General features: G+C 71.6%; 20 protein-coding genes. 18 read left to right on the forward strand and 2 right to left on the reverse strand.

Annotated features, from left to right (window positions below; genetic code table 11):
* Nucleotides 1-18: 18 nt before the first annotated feature.
* The 3 genes from ACFVTR_RS13525 to ACFVTR_RS13535 all read left to right on the forward strand — a co-directional run bounded on the left by ACFVTR_RS13525 (nt 19) and on the right by ACFVTR_RS13535 (nt 3029).
* Entirely contained in the window at nt 19-933 is a 915-nt protein-coding gene (locus ACFVTR_RS13525; protein ID WP_387038033.1) for an aminoglycoside phosphotransferase family protein, read from the forward strand.
* Between the two features lie 105 nt (nt 934-1038).
* On the forward strand, nt 1039-1458 hold the full coding sequence (locus ACFVTR_RS13530; RefSeq protein WP_387038035.1) for a hypothetical protein: 420 nt from the start codon (nt 1039-1041) through the stop codon (nt 1456-1458).
* Nucleotides 1455-3029, forward strand: coding sequence for a hypothetical protein (locus ACFVTR_RS13535; protein ID WP_387038036.1), 1575 nt, complete (start codon nt 1455-1457; stop codon nt 3027-3029). The genes ACFVTR_RS13530 and ACFVTR_RS13535 overlap by 4 nt, the downstream gene beginning before the upstream one ends.
* Here ACFVTR_RS13535 and ACFVTR_RS13540 read toward each other — a convergent pair.
* Nucleotides 2995-3378, reverse strand: coding sequence for a phage holin family protein (locus ACFVTR_RS13540; RefSeq protein WP_376942778.1), 384 nt, complete (start codon nt 3376-3378; stop codon nt 2995-2997). The two genes, ACFVTR_RS13535 and ACFVTR_RS13540, sit on opposite strands and share 35 nt — an antisense overlap.
* A gap of 52 nt (nt 3379-3430) precedes the next feature.
* Here ACFVTR_RS13540 and ACFVTR_RS13545 point away from each other — a divergent pair, with 52 nt between their 5' ends.
* The 4 genes from ACFVTR_RS13545 (at nt 3431) to ACFVTR_RS13560 (ending at nt 8260) form a co-directional block, all read left to right on the forward strand.
* A complete protein-coding gene (locus ACFVTR_RS13545) occupies nt 3431-4540 on the forward strand; it encodes a histidinol-phosphate transaminase (protein ID WP_387038039.1) in 1110 nt (369 codons plus the stop codon).
* A gap of 16 nt (nt 4541-4556) precedes the next feature.
* Nucleotides 4557-5690 (forward strand): thiamine pyrophosphate-dependent dehydrogenase E1 component subunit alpha, encoded by a 1134-nt coding sequence (locus tag ACFVTR_RS13550; RefSeq protein ID WP_387038040.1) that lies wholly within the window; start codon nt 4557-4559, stop codon nt 5688-5690.
* Nucleotides 5691-5806: 116 nt separating this feature from the next.
* Nucleotides 5807-6766, forward strand: a complete 960-nt coding sequence (locus tag ACFVTR_RS13555; RefSeq protein WP_387038487.1) for an alpha-ketoacid dehydrogenase subunit beta — start codon at nt 5807-5809, stop codon at nt 6764-6766.
* Between the two features lie 57 nt (nt 6767-6823).
* Nucleotides 6824-8260, forward strand: a complete 1437-nt coding sequence (locus tag ACFVTR_RS13560; RefSeq protein WP_387038042.1) for a dihydrolipoamide acetyltransferase family protein — start codon at nt 6824-6826, stop codon at nt 8258-8260.
* Nucleotides 8261-8407: 147 nt separating this feature from the next.
* Here the strand turns inward: ACFVTR_RS13560 and ACFVTR_RS13565 are convergent, their stop codons facing one another.
* Nucleotides 8408-8896, reverse strand: a complete 489-nt coding sequence (locus ACFVTR_RS13565; RefSeq protein WP_387038043.1) for a GNAT family N-acetyltransferase — start codon at nt 8894-8896, stop codon at nt 8408-8410.
* A gap of 164 nt (nt 8897-9060) precedes the next feature.
* Here ACFVTR_RS13565 and ACFVTR_RS13570 point away from each other — a divergent pair, with 164 nt between their 5' ends.
* From ACFVTR_RS13570 to ACFVTR_RS13620, 11 genes are all read left to right on the forward strand, one after another.
* Nucleotides 9061-10161, forward strand: a complete 1101-nt coding sequence (locus ACFVTR_RS13570) for a metal ABC transporter substrate-binding protein (RefSeq protein WP_387038045.1) — start codon at nt 9061-9063, stop codon at nt 10159-10161.
* A 5-nt stretch (nt 10162-10166) separates the two neighbouring features.
* Entirely contained in the window at nt 10167-10952 is a 786-nt protein-coding gene (locus tag ACFVTR_RS13575) for a metal ABC transporter ATP-binding protein (RefSeq protein ID WP_387038047.1), read from the forward strand.
* Between the two features lie 50 nt (nt 10953-11002).
* Entirely contained in the window at nt 11003-11944 is a 942-nt protein-coding gene (locus ACFVTR_RS13580; protein ID WP_387038049.1) for a metal ABC transporter permease, read from the forward strand.
* Nucleotides 11944-12786: a metal ABC transporter permease gene (locus ACFVTR_RS13585; RefSeq protein WP_387038050.1), complete on the forward strand. Its 843-nt coding sequence runs from the start codon at nt 11944-11946 to the stop codon at nt 12784-12786. The genes ACFVTR_RS13580 and ACFVTR_RS13585 overlap by 1 nt, the downstream gene beginning before the upstream one ends.
* Complete coding sequence (locus tag ACFVTR_RS13590) at nt 12783-13211, forward strand: Fur family transcriptional regulator (protein WP_387038051.1); 429 nt, start codon at nt 12783-12785, stop codon at nt 13209-13211. The genes ACFVTR_RS13585 and ACFVTR_RS13590 overlap by 4 nt, the downstream gene beginning before the upstream one ends.
* 346 nt (nt 13212-13557) lie before the next feature.
* Nucleotides 13558-14934 (forward strand): glycine betaine/L-proline ABC transporter ATP-binding protein, encoded by a 1377-nt coding sequence (locus ACFVTR_RS13595; protein ID WP_387038052.1) that lies wholly within the window; start codon nt 13558-13560, stop codon nt 14932-14934.
* Nucleotides 14931-15875, forward strand: coding sequence for an ABC transporter permease (locus ACFVTR_RS13600; protein WP_387038054.1), 945 nt, complete (start codon nt 14931-14933; stop codon nt 15873-15875). The genes ACFVTR_RS13595 and ACFVTR_RS13600 overlap by 4 nt, the downstream gene beginning before the upstream one ends.
* An 88-nt stretch (nt 15876-15963) precedes the next feature.
* Nucleotides 15964-16857: a glycine betaine ABC transporter substrate-binding protein gene (locus ACFVTR_RS13605; RefSeq protein WP_387038056.1), complete on the forward strand. Its 894-nt coding sequence runs from the start codon at nt 15964-15966 to the stop codon at nt 16855-16857.
* A 235-nt stretch (nt 16858-17092) separates the two neighbouring features.
* Nucleotides 17093-18466, forward strand: a complete 1374-nt coding sequence (locus ACFVTR_RS13610; RefSeq protein WP_387038058.1) for a glutamate decarboxylase — start codon at nt 17093-17095, stop codon at nt 18464-18466.
* Nucleotides 18467-18476: 10 nt separating this feature from the next.
* Nucleotides 18477-20030 carry an amino acid permease gene (locus ACFVTR_RS13615; RefSeq protein WP_387038059.1) on the forward strand — a complete coding sequence of 518 codons (1554 nt, stop codon included), beginning with the start codon at nt 18477-18479 and terminating at the stop codon, nt 20028-20030.
* The gene (locus tag ACFVTR_RS13620; RefSeq protein WP_387038061.1) at nt 20027-20701 is read left to right on the forward strand and encodes a hypothetical protein; all 675 of its coding nucleotides are present in this window, start codon (nt 20027-20029) and stop codon (nt 20699-20701) included. The genes ACFVTR_RS13615 and ACFVTR_RS13620 overlap by 4 nt, the downstream gene beginning before the upstream one ends.
* Nucleotides 20702-20834 lie beyond the last annotated feature (133 nt).

A 20834-nucleotide genomic window follows, 5' to 3' on the forward strand; every position in this document is an offset into this window, starting at 1 on the left:
AAAGCGAGAGGCGATGAGATGACGGATGCTCCTGCGCCCGAGCTGCACGTCGACGTCGAGCTCGTCGCGCGGCTGATCGAGACGCAGCACCCCGAGTTCGCCGGGCCCCTGGAGTTCGTCGCGAACGGCTGGGACAACGCGATGTACCGCCTCGAGGTCGGGGGTGCCATGTACGCCGTGCGCCTGCCGCGACGGCGGATCGCCTCGCCGCTCGTCGAGCACGAACAGCGCTGGCTGCCCGTGCTGGCCGAGCGGCTGCCCGTCGCGGTGCCGGCGCCGATCCGGGCGGGGCGCCCCGCGCCCGAGCTCGGCTACGACGCCCCGTGGAGCATCGTGCCCTGGTTCGACGGGGTGAACGCGGCGAGCCGCTCCCCCGCTGAACGCGCCAAACTCGGCCCGGTTCTCGCCGCCTTCGTCGACGCCCTGCACTCGCCGGCCCCCGCGGACGCGCCGCACAACCCCTACCGCGGCGTCCCGCTCGCCGCGCGAGACGACTCGGTGCGCGAGCGATTCGCCCGTGGGCGCCTCGACGCCGTGCTCGGCCCACGCACCGTGCGCCTTCGCGCGCTCTGGGAGGACGCCCTCGCCGCACCGGTCTGGACGGGCGCGCCGACCTGGCTGCACGGCGACCTGCATCCGGGCAACCTCGTGCTCGAGGCATCCGGCGCCCTCGCGGCCGTGATCGACTTCGGCGACCTCACCGCCGGCGACCCCGCGACCGACCTCGCGACGGCGTGGCTGACCTTCGACGCCACCGGCCGCGCCGCCTTCGTGCGCGAGCTCGAGCGGCGCAGGCCCGTCGATGCCGTGACCTGGCGTCGCGCCCGCGGGTGGGCGGTCGTCTGGGGCAGCGCGGTCGTCGACGCGCTCGACGGCTCGGGTCCGATCGCACGGCTCGGCCGCAACGCGCTCGAGCAGGTGCTCGTCGACTGACGTCGGCTCGCGGATCGCTCCTCCACAACGAGCGTCCGGCTTCGTCTACGTACGGCTCGCTCATGCTCCGGCGGCGCCCGCCGTCGCGGTCGGCAGTCTGGCCGAATGGATGCCCCGGACGCCCTGATCGCCACCCTGACGGGCGGCACCGCCACCGCGCAGCGCATCGACTCCGCCGTCGCCGTGCGCACGCGCCTCGTCGCACTGCGCACCGACCTCGGCCAGGCCGCGGCGATGTTGCCGCCCGACGGCGGGCGTTGGCGCTCCGACGCGGCCGATCGCTACGCCGAACGGCTGCGCGAGCTGCGGTCGCGGGTGCTCGGCGGCGTGGAGCGGCTCGATGCCGCCGCCGCCGAGCTCGACGAGCGCATCCGCCGCATGGAGGCGGAGCTCGCCGCCTACGAGCAGGCCGAGCGCGACGCGCACGAGCGTGCTCGGGCCGATCGGGAGGCCGCACTCGTCGAGGAGGCGCGGCTCGCGCGCCGTGCGGCGGAGCGCACCGACGCATCGGGGGCCCGACGATGAGCGACACCATCACCGTCTCCGGCGGCGGCTCGACCGTCGTCGCGACCGACGAGCTCCTCACCGACGCCGCACGCCTCGGGGGTGCCGCGACCGCCGTGGCCGCGGCGCGGGCGCAGACCGGGGCGCTCGGAGCCGAGCTCGACGCGATCGGGGCCGACCTGGGCGGCGGCTGGGCCGAGCCTCGGCCGGCCGCCCTGCTGCGCGAACTCGAGGTCGAGCTGCGCCGCTGCGAGGCGGATGGCGAGGAGCTCCGCAACGCGCTCGTCGCGAGCGCCGAGCGATACGGGTGGACGGAGCGCGCCGTCGACGGACTCTGGCAGTTCGGCGGCGGCATCGTCGCGCACCTGCTCGGCTCGGCGCTCACGACGCCGGCCGGGCTGCTCTTCGCAGGGGGCATCGCGCTGACGGCCGGGGTCGACTCGGTTGCGGCGAACGCGTGGGGCGGCACGCCGCTGCGCGACTTGCTCGCCGCGAACCGGGAGCTGCTCTCCGATCCGCTCTTCGTCCGGGCCGTCCGCGCCGCGGTCGACTCGGTCGACGAGTTCGCGGTCGGTGCCGCGCACCTGCCCGGCGGCAGCGGGCTGGCCGCGGTCTTCGGCGACCTCGTGAACGCACCCGAGAGCGCATCGATGCTCCTGGGCGTCGCGGCACTCGTCGGCTCGAGGGCCCTGGTCGACGGGCCGGTCTCGGTGCGCCGGGCCGAGGGCGGCGATCGTGCGGGCGACGGCCGCGCGCCGGCCGGGCACCCGAGCGCCGGGCCCGAGCGCGGTGTGCGGGCGCCGCGCGGTTTCGCCGAGCTCGCCTCGCGCATCCCCGGCGGCGAAGGCCCCCAGATCCGCATCGAACGCTACGGCGAAGCCGGAGATCCGCGCTGGGTGGTCTACGTCAGCGGCACGGTCGATCCCGCGCTCGTCGCGGGCGAGCAGCCCTTCGACATGGTCTCGAACCTCCACGGCATCGCCGACGACTCGCCGCTCGACGCGCTCCGCGGCGCGGGGGCCGAGTCGGGAGCGGGTGAGCGGGCCGTCCGCGCGGCGATGGAGGCCGCCGGAATGGCGCCGGGCGACCCCGTGTACTTCGCGGGTCATTCGGGCGGCGGCATCATCGTGCACGAGCTCGCGAGAGACCCGGGGATCAACGCGATCGGCGGGGTGAACCTCGGGGGCCCGGGCGACTCCGCCCCGACGCGCGACGGGGTGCCGGTGCTCGACGTCGCCCACGACGAGGACCTCGTTCCGGCGGTCGGCGGGTCGGGCGCGCCGTCGCCCGAGCGCACGACCGTCACGCGCAGCGTCCTCGGCGATGGGCACACGTATGAGGGCACGCTGCCGGCCCACTCGCTCGAGAGCTACCGCGACACGGCGGCGCTCATCGACGCCTCGGAGGCGCCGCAGCTCGTCGAGCTCCGCGAGCTGCTCGCCTTCACGGGCGGCGGCACCGGCGCGGTCAGCGAATGGATCGCCGCGCGCGACCAGGCGGGCGCACCTGAGCTGTCGCCCGAGCCGGCGCCCGTGCAGGCGGCCGGAGCCGCGTCGCTCAGTCGCTCGACGGACGCACCACGAGGCCGATGAGCCAGCTGATCAGCCCGAGCACGAGGGCTCCGAGCACGCCCCACCAGAAGCTCTCGACGACGAGGCCGAAGCCCATGAGGCCGCTGATCCAGTCGACGAGCAGCAGCAGGAGGCCGTTGACGATGAACGAGATGAGGCCGAGCGTGAGCACGTAGATCGGGAAGGCGACGATCCTGATGAAGGTGCCGACGATGGCGTTCACCAGGCCGAAGATGGCGGCGACCAGGAGGTACGTGAGCACGGTCGCGAGCTCGGTGTCGTCGTACGGCACCACGCTGACACCCGAGACGATGAGCGTCGTCAGCCAGAGTGCGAGGGCGACGACGATGACCTTGAGGATGAACCGCATGCCTCCACTCTGTCAGACGGGGCATCGGAGGCGAAGGGGTACGGTGGATCGCGTGAACGCACCGGAACCGCGAGGGGCAGGCGTTCGCCTGCGCCCCGAGATCGCCGCACTCCCGCCGTATCGCCAGGGCCGCCCCGCTCCCGCCGACGGGTTCAAGCTCTCGAGCAACGAGAACCCGTTCGATCCGCTGCCGTCGGTCGTCGAGGCGGTCGCCGCGGCGGCCTCGACGATCAATCGCTACCCCGATGCCACGGCGCTCTCGCTGCGCGAGCGGCTCGCCGGGCGCTACGGAGTCACCGCCGACGAGGTGCTCGTCGGGGCCGGCTCGGTGGCGCTGCTGGCCGCACTCATCCAGGCGGCGGCCGCCCCGGGCGACGAGGTCGTCTACTCGTGGCGCTCGTTCGAGGCCTACCCCGGCCTCGTGACCGTGTCGGGCGCGACGAGCGTGCAGGTGCCGAACCGGGCCGACCACGGGCACGACCTCGACGCGATGGCCGCAGCCGTCACCGACAGCACCCGTGTCGTCATCGTCTGCTCGCCGAACAACCCGACCGGCGTCATCGTCACGGCCGCCGAGTTCGAGGCGTTCATGGCGAAGGTCCCCGCCGACCTGCTCGTGCTGCTCGACGAGGCCTACATCGAGTTCGTCCGCGACGACGCGTCCGTCGACGGGGCGACCCTGCTCGGCCGGTACCCGAACCTCGTCGTGCTCCGCACCTTCTCGAAGGCCTACGGCCTCGCCGGCCTCCGGGTCGGGTACGCGATCGGCCCCGTGGAGATCCTCGACGCGGCCCGGGCGACGATCACCCCGCTCAGCGTGACCGCCGCTTCGACCGCGGCAGCATTCGCCTCGCTCGAGCCGGCAGCCGAGGCCGAACTGCTCGAGCGCGTCGGGGTCATCGCCGAGCGCCGCGACCGCGTGCGCGCGGCGCTGCTCACGCAGGGATGGCCCATTCCGGTCGCGCAGGGCAACTTCATCTGGTTGCCCGCAGACGAGGCCACGGCCGAGGTCGCCGAGCGGCTCTTCGACGCCGGTCTCGTGACGCGGGCGTTCCCGCCTGTGGGCATCCGCGTGTCGATCGGCGAGGAGGAGGCTGTCGATATCCTCCTCCGGATTCTCGGTGAGCTTGTACCGGCTTCACAAGTAGGGCGTCCCGAGTAGCGGGTAGCGTGGAACGGTGGCAGCCCGCGAGAGAGACTTCACCGCGCCGACGGTTCAGCTCCTGACCCCCGAGGGCCAGTTGCGCCCGACCCCCGAAGCCGAGGCGTACCTGCCGCTCGTCGAAGCACTCGACGACGCGACACTGCAGCGCTTCTACCGCGACATGACGGTCTCGCGCCGGCTCGACGTCGCCGGCGCGAACCTGCAGCGGCAGGGTCAGCTGGCGCTGTGGGTGCCGAGCTCCGGCCAGGAGGCGGCGCAGGTCGGCTCCGCGCACGCCGCCCGCCCGCAGGACCACCTGTTCCCCTCGTACCGCGAGCACATCGTCGGCATGATCCGCGGCCTCGACCCCGTGCGCATCCTCGCGCTGCTGCGCGGCATCACCCAGGGCGGCTGGAACCCCGAGGAGAACGGCAACTTCCACCTCTACACGCTCGTGCTCGCCTCGCAGACGCTGCACGCCACGGGCTACGCGATGGGCCTGCAGTTCGACGGCGCGACCGCGACGGGCGATCCCGAGACGGATGCCGCGGTGCTCGTCTACTACGGCGACGGCTCGACCTCGCAGGGCGATGCCAGCGAGGCGCTCGTCTTCGCCTCGAGCTACGAGACGCCGCAGGTCTTCTTCATCCAGAACAACCAGTGGGCGATCTCGGTGCCGGTCTCGCGGCAGTCGCGCAGCCCGCTCGCGCTGCGCGGCGGCGGCTTCGGCATGCCGGGCGTGCGCGTCGACGGCAACGACGTGCTCGCGAGCTACGCCGTCACCCGGCAGTCGCTCGAGGAGGCCCGCGCGGGCCAGGGCCCGAGCCTCATCGAGGCGCTCACGTACCGCATGGGTGCCCACACGACGGCCGACGACCCGACGAAGTACCGCACCGATGACGAGGTCGCGTACTGGGCCGAGCGCGACCCGATCGCCCGCTACCGCACCTGGCTCGAGGGCCGCGGCGCCTCGGCCGCGTTCTTCGACGAGGTCGACCAGGAGGCATCCGACGTCGCCGCCGATGTGCGCCGCCGCGCGCTCGAGCTGACCGGCCCGAGCCGCGCCGCGATCTTCGAGCACGTCTACAGCGAGCCGCACCCGCTCATGGTCGAGCAGCACGCGTGGCTCGACGAGTTCGAGAACTCGTTCGACGGAGACGTGGCATGACCGGCCGGATCGACGAGGAGGTTCGCGTGACCGACGCACCCGAGGCATCCGCCACTGCCCCTGCACCCACCCATGAGGAGCCCGCCGGCGACGTGCGCGGCGTGCAGACCCTGTCGATGGCGAAGGCCATCACCGCGGGCCTCCGCGACGCCATGCGCGCCGACGAGAAGGTGCTGCTGATGGGCGAGGACATCGGGCCGCTCGGCGGCGTGTTCCGCGTCACCGAGGGGCTCTCGGCCGAGTTCGGCGAGAAGCGCGTGCTCGACACGCCGCTCGCCGAGTCGGGCATCATCGGCACGGCCATCGGCCTCGCGATGCGCGGCTACCGGCCGGTGTGCGAGATCCAGTTCGACGGCTTCATCTTCCCCGCCTTCGACCAGATCACGACCCAGCTCGCGCGGCAGGCGCTGCGCCACGAGGGCACGGTGGCGATGCCGATCGTCATCCGCGTGCCCTACGGCGGGCATATCGGCTCGATCGAGCACCACCAGGAGAGCCCCGAGGCGTACTTCGCGCACACCCCGGGCCTGCGTGTGGTCAGCCCGTCGAATCCGCACGACGCGTACTGGATGATCCGCGAGGCGATCGAGTCGCGCGACCCGGTGTTGTTCTTCGAGCCGAAGAGCCGCTACTGGCCGAAGGGGCCGGTCGACCTCGACCACGCCGGGCTGCCGCTGCACGCGAGCCGCGTGGTGCGGCAGGGCACCGACGTCACGGTCGTCGGCCACGGCGCGATGGTGTCGACGCTGCTCCAGGCCGCCGACGTCGCCGCCGAGGAGGGCACGAGCATCGAGGTCGTCGACCTGCGCTCCCTCTCCCCCATCGACTACGGCCCGCTGCTCGAGTCGGTGCACCGCACCGGCCGGCTCGTCGTCGCCCAGGAGGCGTACGGCAACGTCTCGGTCGGCTCCGAGATCGCCGCGACCGTCGCCGAGCGGGCGTTCTACTCCCTCGAGGCGCCGGTGCTGCGCGTGTCGGGCTTCGACACCCCGTTCCCGCCCGCCTCGCTCGAGACCGAGTACCTGCCGAGCCCCGACCGGGTGCTCGAAGCCGTGGACCGCGCGCTGGCCTACTGACACGACACGACTCAGACATGTCGCTGATGGCATGTCTCGACTGCGAGGGTAAGACAGATGAGCGAGATCCGATTCCCACTTCCCGATGTCGGCGAGGGCCTCACCGAGGCCGAGATCGTGCAGTGGCGCGTCGCGCCCGGCGATCGCATCGCGCTCGACCAGGTCTTCGTCGAGATCGAGACCGCGAAGTCGCTCGTCGAGCTGCCGAGCGCGTTCGAGGGCGTCGTCTCCGAACTGCTCGTCGAGGAGGGCCGGACGGTCGACGTCGGCACGCCCATCCTCGTGATCCAGACGGATGCCGCGGGGGCGGCGCCGGCCGCCGAGCCGAGCGGTGACGCGGCGGGAGTCGCGGCGTCCGCCGCGGCAGCCGCGCCTGCGCCTGCGCCGGCCGCTGCGACCGCACCCGCCGTCGCCGAGGAGCGCGGCGGCGCCGTGCTCGTGGGACACGGCTCCTCGGGTCCCGTGGCGACGCGTCGCCGTCGGCACCCTTCGCCCGGCGGTGCGCACGAGAAGCTCGCCGCCCCGCCCGCTCCCCCGGTCGCCGCTCCCCCGGCGCCTCCCGCAGCACCTGTCGTGGCATCCGCAGCAGCCGGGGCCGTCGCGCCCGCCGCCGCTCCCCGCGCCGAGTCGCGCGTGCCCGTGATCGCGAAGCCGCCGATCCGCAAGCTCGCGAAGGACCTCGGCGTCGACCTCTCCCGGGTCGCCCCGACGGGCCCGATCGGCGACGTCACGCGCGACGATGTCATCCGCGAGGCGAGCCAGGCGAGCGTCTTCCGCAACATCCAGACGCCCGAGGCGCCGGCCGACCGCGAGACCCGCATCCCAGTGAAGGGCGTGCGCAAGGCGATCGCGAACGCCATGGTGCAAAGCGCATACTCGGCGCCGCATGTGTCGGTGTTCGTCGACGTCGACGCCACGCGCACGATGGAGTACCTCAAGCGACTCAAGGCCTCGCCCGACTACGCCGGCATCAAGATCTCGCCGCTGCTCATCATGGCGAAGGCGATGCTCTGGGCCGTGCGCCGCAACCCGACCGTCAACGCGCAGTGGACTGATGACGAGATCATCGTCAAGCACTACGTGAACCTCGGCATCGCCGCGGCGACGCCCCGCGGGCTCATCGTGCCGAACGTGAAGAACGCGCAGGACATGTCGATGGTCGAGCTCGCGGCCGCGCTCGAGCAGCTGACGCTCACGGCCCGCGAGGGCAAGACGCAGCCCGCCGAGATGCAGGGCGGCACGATCACCATCACGAACATCGGCGTCTTCGGCATGGACACCGGCACCCCGATCCTCAACCCCGGCGAGGTCGGCATCGTCGCGCTCGGCACGATCAAGCAGAAGCCGTGGGTCGTCGACGGCGAGGTGCGTCCGCGCTTCGTGACGACGATCGGCGGCTCGTTCGACCACCGCGTCGTCGACGGCGACGTCGTCTCGCGCTTCGTCGCCGACGTCGCCTCCATCATCGAGGAGCCGGCGCTGCTGCTCGAGTAGCGCTCTCTCCCCAGTGCCGCGTAGCCGTGCGCCACCGGTCAGGCCCTCACGCTCGCTGCGCCACTTCCATGCCCTCTGCGCCCGTTCAACTGGAGCGGAAGGCCTGCTGATGGCGCAGAGCGGCCTTCGGGTGAGCGGCGGCTCCGCCTAGAGGCGGTACTCGGAAATGATCGTGTCGGGCGTGCGGCTGGCCTCGACGAAGCCGACGCGCTCGAGCGTGCGGCGCGCGGGCAGGTTCGCGACCTCGGCCGAGGCGCGCACGACGCGGGCGAGACCGGTCGACCGCGCGAGCTCGACGGCGGCCAGCACGGTGTGGAACGCGAGCCCCTGGCCGCGCACCGCCGGGACGAGGCCGAAGTCGAACTCGACGGCGCCGTCGGCGTCAGGAGGGCCGAACAGGTTCACTCCCCCGATGGCGGGACCGTCTTCGCCGCGGCGCACCAGGTAGGGCCCGAACGGCATGGGGTCGCCGTTCAGGCGCACCGCGCGCACGTACTCGGCGAGGAGCTCGGGCTCGTCGGTGAAGGCGTAGGCGCCCTCCCACCCGTCGTGAGGATCGACCGCGCCGGACAGCACGCGCTCGGCGTCGGCGACGGTGAATCGGTGCAGCGTGATCGGGGCCGTCGTCGTATCCACGTACTTCACTCTCGCATGCCCCGCTGACAGGCGCCAAGTGTTGTTCACAGGATGACGTGGAATGCCCGGTGAACTCTTCGGGTTGCGTCGAGTGGCGGCTCGCGCAGTCCGCGAGCGGCCCAGATGGTTTTGACAATCATTATCAATAAGCGTAGGTTCGAAGCATGGAAACGTGCACCCGGACCTCCAGCCGTCGCCCCGTGACCCTGATCGGGGCGGGCGGCGTGATGGCGGCCGGGATCATCGCCCTCGCGGGCTGCGCGAGCCCCGGGGCATCCGCCGGTGCCGACGGTCCGCAGATCGTCGCGACGACGACCCAGGTGGGTGACTTCACCCGCGAACTCCTCGGCGGTGACGCCGAGCTCACCCAGCTCCTCTCCCCCGGCCAGAGCGCGCACGGCTTCGACCCCTCGGCGGCGCAGCTGCTCGCCCTCACGAACGCCGACGCGCTCGTCGTCAACGGCGGGGGCCTCGAGAGCTGGCTCGACGACGCCATCGAGGCGTCGGGCTTCGACGGCGTGCTCATCGACGCGAGCAACGGCATCGAACTGTTCGGCACCGACGACCACGACGACTCGGATGCCTCGGAGGCCGCGCACGACCACGACGACGACGACGCCGCCGGTACGGACGCGGCCGACGCCGACGACCACGCCGACGCCGACGACCACGAGGGCCACGACCACGGCGACGGCAACCCCCACATCTGGACGGACCCCGAGCTCGCCGAGGACATGGTCGAGAACATCGCCGACGGCCTCGCGACGGTCGACGGCCTCGACGCCGCGAACCTCGAGGCGAACGAGACCGCCTACCTCGCGAAGCTCGAGGCGCTCGACGACTGGATCGCCGAGAACGTCGAGCAGGTGCCGGCGACCGAGCGGCTGCTCGTGACGAACCACGACGCCTTCACCTACTTCGTCGACGCCTACGACGTGACCTTCGTCGGCAGCATCATCCCGAGCTTCGACGACAACGCCGAGCCGAGCGCGGCCGAGATCGACGAGCTCGTCGCGAAGATCGAGTCGACGGGCGTCGCCGCGGTGTTCTCCGAGGCATCCCTGTCGCCGAAGGCCGCGGAGACGATCGCCGCCGAATCGGGCGTCGCGGTCTACTCGGGGCCCGATGCGCTCTACGGCGACTCGCTGGGCGAGGCAGGCAGCGAGGGCGAGACGTACCTCGGCAGCCAGCTGCACAACGCGCGGCTGATCCTCGAATCGTGGGGCGTCGTGCCTACCGCGCTCCCCGCCGCCCTGCAAGGATGACTCGCATGAGCGACTCCCCCGTACTCCGCCTCTCCGGTGCGGCCTTCACGCACCCGGGCGGATCGGGCGTCTCGGGGCTCGACCTCGAGATCGCACCCGGTGAGGCGGTCGCGCTCATCGGCCCGAACGGCGCCGGCAAGTCGACGCTGCTGAAGGGCGTGCTCGGGCTCGTGCCGCGCACAGCCGGGCAGGTCGAACTCGGCGGTGCGCTGCTCGGTGCGGGCCGCGCGTCACATGCCGCGAGCGGTATGGTCGCGTTCCTCCCCCAGTCGGCAGACCTCGACCCCGACTTCCCGATCAGCCTCGAGCAGGTCGTCATGCAGGGCCGCTATCGCGGCCTCGGCCTGTTCCGGTGGCCGGGCCGCGGCGATCGCGCGGCCGTCGCTCGGGCCCTCGAGACGGTCGGCCTCGGCGACCTCGCGAAGCGCCAGTTCGGCGAGCTCTCGGGCGGGCAGCGCCAGCGCGGGCTGCTCGCCCGCGCCCTCGCCTCCGACCCCGCACTCCTGCTGCTCGACGAGCCGTTCAACGGCCTCGACCAGCCCAACCGCGACGCGCTCGTCGCCACGCTGCGAGAGCTGAAGACCCGCGGGGTCGCCGTGCTGGTCTCGACGCACGACCTCGAGCTCGCGCGACTCGTCTGCGACGCGGTCGTGCTCGTCAACGGCACGCAGCTGGCGTTCGGCCCGGTCGACGACGTGCTCACGCTCGGCAACGTGCAGGAGTGCTTCGAGGGTGTCGAGGTCGAGATCGACGAGCACACCCTCGTTGTTCCCGGGCACGAGGGCCACTGAATGCCGAACGACGCATATAGTCGTCGCCGATCGCGGGGGAGGGGCCGAGGATGTCGCTGACCGACGCGCTCTTCACCGCGTTCTCGATTCCGTTCATGGCGCGCGCCCTCATCGTGATGCTCGTCCTCGCGGTGGTCGCCGGTATCGTCGGCGTACTTGTGAACCTGCGCGGACTCGAGTTCATCAGCGACGGGCTCACGCACGCCGTGTTTCCCGGACTGGCGATCGGCCTCGCCGTCGGCGGCACGAGCGGGCTCCTGCCCGGTGCCGCGATCGCGGCCCTCGCCGGCGCGCTCGCGCTGACCTGGCTCGACCGGGCCGGCATCACCTCGGACGCGGCGATCGCGATCGTGCTCACCGCGACCTTCAGCGTCGGCGTCATCGTGGTGTCGAAGAGCGACGACTACGCGGGCGAACTCGAGGCGCTGCTCTTCGGGCGGGTGCTGACCATTCCGCCCGATCAGGTCGTGCCACTGGTCGTCGTGAGCCTCGTCGCCCTGCTCGCCGTCGTGCTCACGCTCAAGCAGCAGTTGTTCCGCGCCTTCGACGCGCGCGGCAGCCGTGCGGCCGGCGACTCGGCGCTCGTGCTCGACCTGGTGCTGAACGCCGCGATCGCGCTCGTCGTGGTCGCGGCGGCGGCCACGGTGGGCACGCTGCTCGTGCTCGCGCTGCTGATCGTGCCGGGCGCCGTCGCGCGGCTCGTGACGCGACGGCTGTGGTGGCTCTTCCCCGCAGCCGCGGTGTTCGCCGCGCTGAGTGCCTGGATCGGGCTGTCGGCCGGCTTCGCGATCTCGGTGGGGGCGGGGATCGACGTCCCGGCCGGTGCGACGATCGTCGCGGTGTTCGTGCTCGGGTACGCACTGGTGCTCGGAGCGTTCGGGCTCGTGCGCTGGGCGCGCGGGCGTACTGCGGCAGCTCGGCCGGATGCCGGTGCGCCGGCTTCGGAAGGCGTGCGAGCGACCGGAACCGCGGCGGCGGGGGAGGGGCACTGATGGGCTACTTCGAACGCGCCCTGTTCGCCGCCATCGTGATCGGCGTCGGCGCCGGGTTCGTCGGCGCGCTCGTGGTGCTGCGCAAGCGCACCTTCTTCGCACAGGCGCTCACCCACGGCACGTACCCGGGCGCGGTAGCCGCGGCGGCGCTCGGCGTGAGCGTGCCGGCGGGCGCCGCGGCCGCGTCGGTCGTGCTCGTCGTGATCATGGCCGGCATCGCGCGGGTGCGGCGGCAGGGCGCGCAGGTCGCCGCGGGCATCGTGCTCACCGGCGGCTTCGCCGCGGGCGCGCTCCTGCAGGCCCTCATCCCCGGGCTGCCCGTGCGGGCCGAGAGCCTGCTGGTCGGCTCGATCCTCACGGTCAATGACGAAGACATTCTCCTCGCGGCATGCGTCGCGCTGGTGGCGGTGGTGCTGGTCGTGCTGTTCGGCAAGGAGATCGCGCTCTCGACCTTCGATCCCGCGGGCTTCCGGGCGATGGGCTATCGGGAGTGGCCGATCGAACTGCTCGTGCTCGGGCTCACCGCGGCCTCGGTCGTCAGCTCGCTCCCGGCGGTCGGCGCGATCCTCGCGATCGCCCTGATCGCGGCGCCGGCTGCGGCGGCCCGCCTCGTGGTCGGTTCGTTCCGGGGTGTGCTCGTCGTCGCCCCCCTGATCGGCGCGGCCTCGGGCGTGCTCGGCGTGCTCGCCTCCCGCGCCTTCGCGATCGCCGCCGGCCCGTCGATCGCCCTCGCCGCGACCGCCTTCTTCCTGCTCGCGCTGGGACTCTCCAAGCTTCGAGGGCTAGCGTGGAGGCGGACCGACATCCCCGTCGAGACCGCGGAGGGCGCACGAATCGCATGAAACGCAACACCTGGCAGCGCGAGGCCGTTCGCGAGGCGCTCGATTCGACCGAGGGCTTCATCAGCGCGCAGGCGCTGCACTCCGCGCTGCACGCGAGCGGCTCGCCGATCGGCCTCGCGACGGTCTACCGGGCGCTCGGCGACCTCGCGACGAGCGGGGAGGCCGATTCGCTGCAGTCGCCCGAGGGCGAGGCGCTGTACCGGGCGTGTTCGACGACCGGTCACCACCACCACCTCATCTGCCGCAACTGCGGGCTGACGGTCGAGATCGCGGCCGACGAGGTCGAGGCGTGGGCGAAGGGCATCGCGGCCGAGCACGGCTTCACCCAGGCGGCCCACGTGGTCGACGTCTTCGGGCTCTGCGCGAACTGCACGAAGCTCGCCGCCCGTGAGCCCGGCGTCTCCGGCCCGGGGGAGCAGGTCTAAGGCGAAAACCCCGATCAGCGTCGAATAGCGCGGCTCGATTGGGTTCTTCCGCGTTTCATCGATAGCGTGGACGACGGTCCTGCAAGACCGATCGCCCAGTCCGCGGTCCGATATTCCCGAACGGGAATCCTCGGAGCGTATGGTTCGGCGGTGAGGCATCCGGCCCCGATGGCCGGACGCGACGACGCCCTGTTTCGCCCGACGATCGCACTTCGCGCCGGGCTTGAGTCCAGAGCGTCCGATTCACCGCCAACCCGGCCGTGACCCACGAGTTCGGCGCACCACCGATCCGACCGCGCAACCCTTGCCTGCGCGGTGTTCGGCGCGCCCTCAGGGAGCCCGATCCATGCCAGACAACCCGAACACCGGCTCACCGCTGCCGGAGACCACTGCACTCGAGGTGCGCCACCTCACCAAGTTCTTCGGACGGAAGCCGCGCGAGGCGCTCGAGCGCCTCAAGCAGGGCGCCGGCCGCGACGAGGTCGCGGCGCTCGGCACCGCCGCCGTCATCGACGCCGACTTCGACGTTCGTCGAGGCGAGATCTTCGTCGTCATGGGCCTCTCGGGCTCCGGAAAGTCGACGCTGATCCGGATGCTGAACGGACTCGTCGAGCCGACCGACGGCACCGTCACGGTGATGGGGGAGCAGATCTCCGACGTCGCACCCAAGCGCCTGCGCGCCGTCCGTCGCCGGCGGGTGTCCATGGTGTTCCAGCACTTCGCGCTGCTGCCGCACCGGACCGTCCGCGAGAACGCCGCCTACGGGCTCGAGATCCAGGGCGTCCCGCTCGCCGAGCGGCGAGCCCGCGCCGACCGGATCCTCGACCGGGTCGGGCTCGGGGGATGGGGCGACAAGATGCCCGACGAGCTCTCGGGTGGCATGCAGCAGCGCGTCGGCCTCGCCCGCGCCCTCGCCTCGGACACCGACATCCTGCTCATGGACGAGGCCTTCTCGGCCCTCGACCCCCTGATCCGCCGAGAGATGCAGGAGCAGCTCGTCGAGCTGCAGCAGGAGCTCGGCAAGACGATCGTCTTCATCACCCACGACCTCAACGAGGCCATGTTCCTCGGTGATCGCATCGCCGTCATGCGCGACGGCCGCATCGTGCAGCTCGGCACCGCCGAGGAGATCCTCACCGACCCCGCCGACGACTACGTCGCCCAGTTCGTGCAGGACGTCGACCGTGCGCGGGTGCTCACCGCGGGCAACGTCATGGAGGCGCCGCGCGCCGTGGTGACCGCTTCGGCGGGTCCGCGCGCCGCGCTGCGGTCCATGCGCGACCTGCAGACGTCCATGGTGTTCGTCGTCGGCAACGGCCGGCGCCTCCTCGGCGTCGCCCACGACCGCGATGTGCTGCGGCTCGTACAGCGGGGGGAGCGCGATCTCGCGGGCGTCATCAGCGACGACCACCCCGTCGTCGGCGTCGACGAGCACCTCTCCGAGCTCTTCGGGAGCGCCGTCGAGAGCCAGCTCCCGCTCGCCGTCGTCGACGACCAGGGCCGGCTCCTCGGCGCCGTGCCGAGGGTCACCCTGCTCGCCGCGCTCGGCAACGTGACGACCGACACCGCCGAGCAGGCGATCATCGCGACCCCGGCGACCATCCCGGTCGACGTCATCACGGCGACGCTGCACCGCACGGCGGCGGCCGAAGCCGCGGCGGCCGACGCCCCGCCCGCGTCCGCCCCGCCCGCCCCCGCCGCGGGGGAGAGGAGCCCGGCATGAACGACTTCCGCCTTCCCCTCGGCGAACTCGCCGAATCCGTCATCGACCTCGTGACCGACGTGTTCGCCGGCTTCTTCGCCGTCGTGCGCGCGATCTTCGCGGGCCTCTACGACACCGTCGACCTCCTGCTCTCGGCGCCGCCGTTCGGCGCGATCATCGCCGTGTTCGCGGCCCTGGCCTTCCTCCTTCGCGGGTGGAAGCTCGCCGTCGGCACCGTCGTCGGCCTGCTCGTCATCGTGGGCGTGGACCAGTGGGAGAACGCCATGGACACGCTCGCGCTGGTGCTCGTGGCCAGCGCGATCGCCATCGCGATCGCCGTTCCGATCGGCATCCTCGCCGCACGCTCCGACACGGCGTCGAAGATCATCCGCCCGATCCTCGACTTCATGCAGACCATGCCCGCCTTCGTCTACCTGATCCCGGCGCTCATCCTGTTCCGGGTCGGCGTCGTGCCCGGCATCGTCGCGACGATCGTGTTCGCCATGGCGCCCGGGGTGCGGCTGACCGAGCTCGGCATCCGCGGCGTCGACAAGGAGGTGGTCGAGGCCGGCCACGCCTTCGGCTCCTCGCCGTGGCGCATCCTCCGCCAGATCCAGCTGCCGCTCGCGATGCCCAGCATCATGGCCGGGGTCAACCAGGTCATCATGCTCTCGCTCTCGATGGTCGTCATCGCGGGCATGGTCGGTGCCGGCGGGCTCGGCGGCCAGGTCGTGCAGTCGCTCACCCGGATCGACGTCGGCCTCGGCTTCGAGGCGGGACTCTCGGTCGTGATCCTCGCGATCATCCTCGACCGCCTCACCGGCGCGCTCGGCGGCCTGCGCGGCCGCCGAGCGAAGCGGGTCAGGCGATCGGATGCCTCGGCGCGCGACCCGCAGGCGCCCGCTTCCGTGCCGGAACCCGCCGCGAGCGGCGCGAGCCCCGCGGCATCCATCGCCCCCTGACCGTACGAGCAGGGCACCCGACTCGCTGCGCGGAATCGCGCGGCGCTCCCCAACACCCGTGCCACAGCACACGGGAGGAAAGGAACACATGAAGAAGCGCACACTCACCGGAGCACTCGCGCTCGGCACGGTCTCCGTGCTCGCCCTTGGCGGCTGCGCCGCCGGCGCCGACGCCGAGACGCTCGAGAACGGCGACCAGAAGGACGTCACCATCGCCGTGTTCAACGGCTGGGACGAGGGCATCGCCGCAAGCGAGCTCTGGAAGGCCGTGCTCACCGAGCAGGGCTACGACGTCACCCTCGAGTACGCCGATCCCGCCCCGGTCTACTCGGGCCTCACCACCGACGACTACGACGTCACGCTCGACACCTGGCTGCCGACCACGCACGCCGACTACATCGACCAGTACGGCGACGAGCTCGTCGACCTCGGCGCCTGGAACGAGGACGCGAAGCTCACGATCGCCGTGAACGCCGACGCCCCGGTCGACTCGCTCGAGGAGCTGGCCGCGAACGCCGACGCCTTCGGCAACCGCCTCGTCGGCATCGAGCCCGGGTCGGGCCTCAACCGGGTGACCGAGGATGAGGTGATCCCGAGCTACGGCCTCGAGAAGATGGAGTACCTCACGAGCTCGACGCCCGCGATGCTCTCCGAGCTCACGGCCGCCACGAAGGCCGGCGAGAACATCGCCGTCACGCTGTGGCGCCCGCACTGGGCGTACGACGCGTTCCCGCTCAAGGACCTCGCCGACCCCGAGGGCGCACTGGGCGACGCCGAGGGCATCCACGCCTTCGGCGGCAAGACCTTCGTCGAGCGCTACCCGACGCTCGCGATGTGGCTCGCCGACTTCGAGATGGACTCCGAGCTGCTGTTCTCGCTCGAGAACGCCATGTTCAACGAGGGCGACGCCAACGATTACGGCCCCGTCGTCGAGGCGTGGATCGACGAGAACCGGGAGTACGTCGACTCGCTGACGGAGTGAGCCGCACGCGCTGACGGCGCAGAACGGGCGAGGGGATGCCACGGAGCATCCCCTCGCCCGTCGTCGTTCCGCCGTGCGTGGGCGCGGATTCACGCGATCTCCATATCGCCGGAGCGGGGTCGCGGACTACGATCGCAAACGGATGCGGATTTCCGGGGGGAACGGATCCGCCCGTCGCGCGTCCGCGGTGCCGTCGACTCGGTGCCGCGAGCACCCACGCCCGGGAGGGATGACGATGGCCGAGCAGGACGACAACCAGTACACGCCGAGGTTCGCACGACCCGGTGAGGCGACGATCATCGACCGGCATCGGATTCCACCGGGGGAGTCGCTGCCGCAGACGGCCTACCAGATCATCCGCGACGAGGTCATGCTCGACGGCAACGCTCGGCTGAACCTCGCGACCTTCGTCACCACGTGGATGGACGACGAGGCCAAGGCGCTCTACACCGAGGCCTTCGACAAGAACATGATCGACAAGGACGAGTACCCGCAGACCGCGGCGATCGAGGAGAAGTGCTGGCGCATGCTGGCCGCCCTCTGGAACTCGCCCGACCCCGAAGGCACGATCGGCACGTCCACGATCGGTTCGTCGGAGGCGGCCATGCTCGGCGGCCTCGCGATGAAGCGCCGCTGGCAGCAGGCGCGCCGCGCCGCCGGGAAGGACGCCTCCAAGCCCAACATGGTGATGTCGAGTGCCGTCCAGGTCTGCTGGGAGAAGTTCTGCAACTACTTCGACGTCGAGCCGCGCTATGTGCCGGTGAGCGACGAGCACCCGATGCTCGACGGTTCGCAGCTCGAACCGTACATCGACGAGAACACGATCGGCGTCGTCGTGATCATGGGCGTCACCTACACGGGTGCGTACGAGCCGGTCAAGGAGATCTCCGAGGCGCTCGACGCGCTGCAGGCCAAGACCGGGCTCGACGTGCCGATCCACGTCGACGGCGCCTCCGGTGCGATGATCGCCCCGTTCCTGCAGCACGATCTGGAGTGGGACTTCCGGCTGCCGCGGGTGCACTCGATCAATACCTCCGGGCACAAGTACGGTCTCGTCTACCCGGGTCTCGGATGGGTCGTCTGGCGCACCGCCGACGTGCTGCCCGACGACCTCATCTTCCGGGTCAGCTACCTCGGCGGCGAGATGCCGACGCTCGCGCTCAACTTCTCGCGACCGGGCGCGCAGGTGCTGCTCCAGTACTTCCTCTTCCTGCGTCTCGGCGTGACGGGGTACACCGCCGTGCAGCAGGCCTCGCAGGACGTGGCGCTGTACCTCTCGAAGGGGATCGGCAAGATCGACGCGTTCGAGCTCATCAGCGACGGCAGTGACATCCCGGTGTTCGCGTGGCGGTTGAAGGCCGGCCACACCGACAACTGGAACCTCTATCACCTGCAGGACCGCCTTCGGCAGAAGGGATGGCTCGTGCCCGCGTACCCCCTGCCCGACGACCTGAGCGATCGCACCGTGCAGCGCATCGTCGTGCGCAACGGCCTCAGCATGGACCTCGCCGCCGAACTGCTCCGTGACATCGAGACCGAGACCGCGTATCTCGACGCGCTCGAGTCGCCGATGCCGGTCGAGGGGCAGCGACCCGGCTTCCACCACTGAGGCGGCCGGCATGTCCGCAGATGCGACCGCCTCCACGGATGCGTCGGGGCGGGCCGCCTCGAACCATCCGCTCGCCCCGCGCAGCGCCGTCACGAACTTCCTCGGCGTGGGCCAGCTCGCCCTGCTCACGCTCGTCGTCGTGGCGAGCCTGCGCTCGCTGCCCGCGATGGCGGTGTTCGGCCTCGGCAGCATCACCCTGTACCTGATCCCGGCGATCTTCTTCCTCGTGCCGACCGCCCTCGTGGCGGCCGAGCTCGCCACCGGGTGGAAGGGCGGCGTGTACGTGTGGGTCCGCGAGGCGCTCGGCAACCGCTGGGGGTTCACTGCGGTCTGGCTGCAGTGGATCCAGAACGTCGTCTGGTACCCGACGCAGCTCTCGTTCATCGCGGCGGCGCTCGCGTTCGTGTTCCTCGATCCGAAACTCTCGAACTCGGGCTTCTTCACGGCGATCGTGATCCTCGTGCTCTACTGGGGCTCGACGCTCGTCACGCTGCGCGGCGGCAACCTCTTCGCGAAGCTCGGCTCCTGGGGCGGCATCCTCGGAACGCTGCTGCCGGCGGCCCTGCTCGTCGTGTTCGGCGCGATCTGGGTGTTCGGCGGGGAGAAGAGCGAGGTGCCGCTCGAGGCCTCGGCGGTCATCCCGCCGTTCACCGGATTGGCCTCGATCGTGCTCATCGTCTCGAACGTGCTCGCCTACGCGGGCATGGAGGTGAACGCGGTGCACGTGAACCAGATGAAGGACCCCGGCCGGGGCTACCCGCGCTCGGTGTTCCTCGCGGCGATCCTCATCCTGCTCGTGTTCATCCTGCCGACCATCGCGATCGCGGTGGCGGTGCCGCAGAAGGAGCTCGGCCTGACGAACGGCATCATGCTCGCCTTCCAGGAGTACTTCGGGCACTGGGGCGTCGGCGAGTGGGCGACCGCGGTCGTGTCGGCGCTCATCGCGGCCGGCGCGCTCGCCTCGGTCGTCGCCTGGATCGCGGGCCCGTCGAAGGGGCTGCTCGCCGCGGCCGAGACCGGGCTGCTGCCGCCCGCGCTGCAGAAGCGCAACCGCGAGGGCGTGCAGACCGGCATCCTCGTGCTGCAGGGCTCGATCGTCACGCTGCTCGCCGCGATCTTCATCGTCGTGCCCGACGTGAGCGCCGCCTTCGTCGCACTGATCGACATGGCCGCCGCGCTCTACCTCATCATGTACATGCTGATGTTCGCCTCGGCGATCGTGCTCAGGCGCACGGCCCCCGACGTGAAGCGCGCCTACCGGGTGCCCGCCATGAACCTCATCGCGGGCATCGGGTTCCTCGCCTGTCTCGCCGCCTTCCTGCTGGCGTTCATCCCGCCCGACGGGTTCACGGCGTTCCCGGCGGCGGCCTACCCGTGGATCGTGGGCGCGGTCATCGTCGTGCTCGGCGTGCCGCCGCTCATCTTCTATGCTGCGCGGCGGCCCGGGTGGGATCGGCGCAGCGACGCCGACAAGGCCAGGCGCGGCACGCATGAGGAGGACGAGGGCGTCGCACCGAGCGCTGCGAGCGGATCGGTGCCGTCGCCCGGCGGGGACGCGACGTGAGTCCGTCCGACGGCGCGGCGACGGCGGCCGAACCGCGGCGCCGGCTCCGCCTGCGCCGCGAGGCGTGGGGCTTCGCAATCGGCTCCCTCTGCTTCCTCGCCGGCGCCATTCCCTTCTACGCGGAACGGGTCGGCGCCGTCGGAGTCGGCGTCACCTTCTTCGTCGGCTCGATCTTCTTCACGCTCGCCGCGTTCATCCAGTTGAGCCTCAGCGGGCGACGGGTGCCGAGGCGGGGAACCAATCGGGCCGACTTCTGGGACTGGTGGGCCGCCGCCGTGCAGTTCGCCGGCACGCTCTGCTTCAACGTGAGCACGGCGGTGGCGCTGGCGGCCGCGGTCGCCGATCCGACGCGCCTCGGGGCCGGGTGGCGCCCCGACGCGTACGGATCGGTCGCGTTCCTCGTCGCGAGCGCCTTCGCGATCGTGGCGACGCGGGATCGCGGCGAGCTCTGGGATCGCGACGCCCGCTCGTGGCATGGCACCTGGCTCAACATGCTCGGGTCGATCGCGTTCGCCGTGTCGGCCGTCGGCGCCTACGTCGACCCCGAGAGCGGCACGCTCGTGAGCATGTTCTGGGCGAATCTCGGCACGTTGATCGGCGCGCTCTGCTTCCTCGTGGCGGCGCTGCTGTCGCGGCGGGCGATCGACGGCGACGCCGCACCGCCCGCCTGAGTCGCGTCGGGGAGGGGCGTCGGCCCCGGGGCATCCGTGCTCGATTCGGCCGCGACCGGGCACTCTGCTAAACTGGCTCGTTGGCTGGGTACATCCACTGCCCAGACCGCGACAATCCCCTTCGTGCTCCGCG

The sequence above is a fragment of the Agromyces sp. NPDC058126 genome (assembly GCF_042884595.1).
In the GTDB taxonomy this organism is placed as follows: domain Bacteria; phylum Actinomycetota; class Actinomycetes; order Actinomycetales; family Microbacteriaceae; genus Agromyces.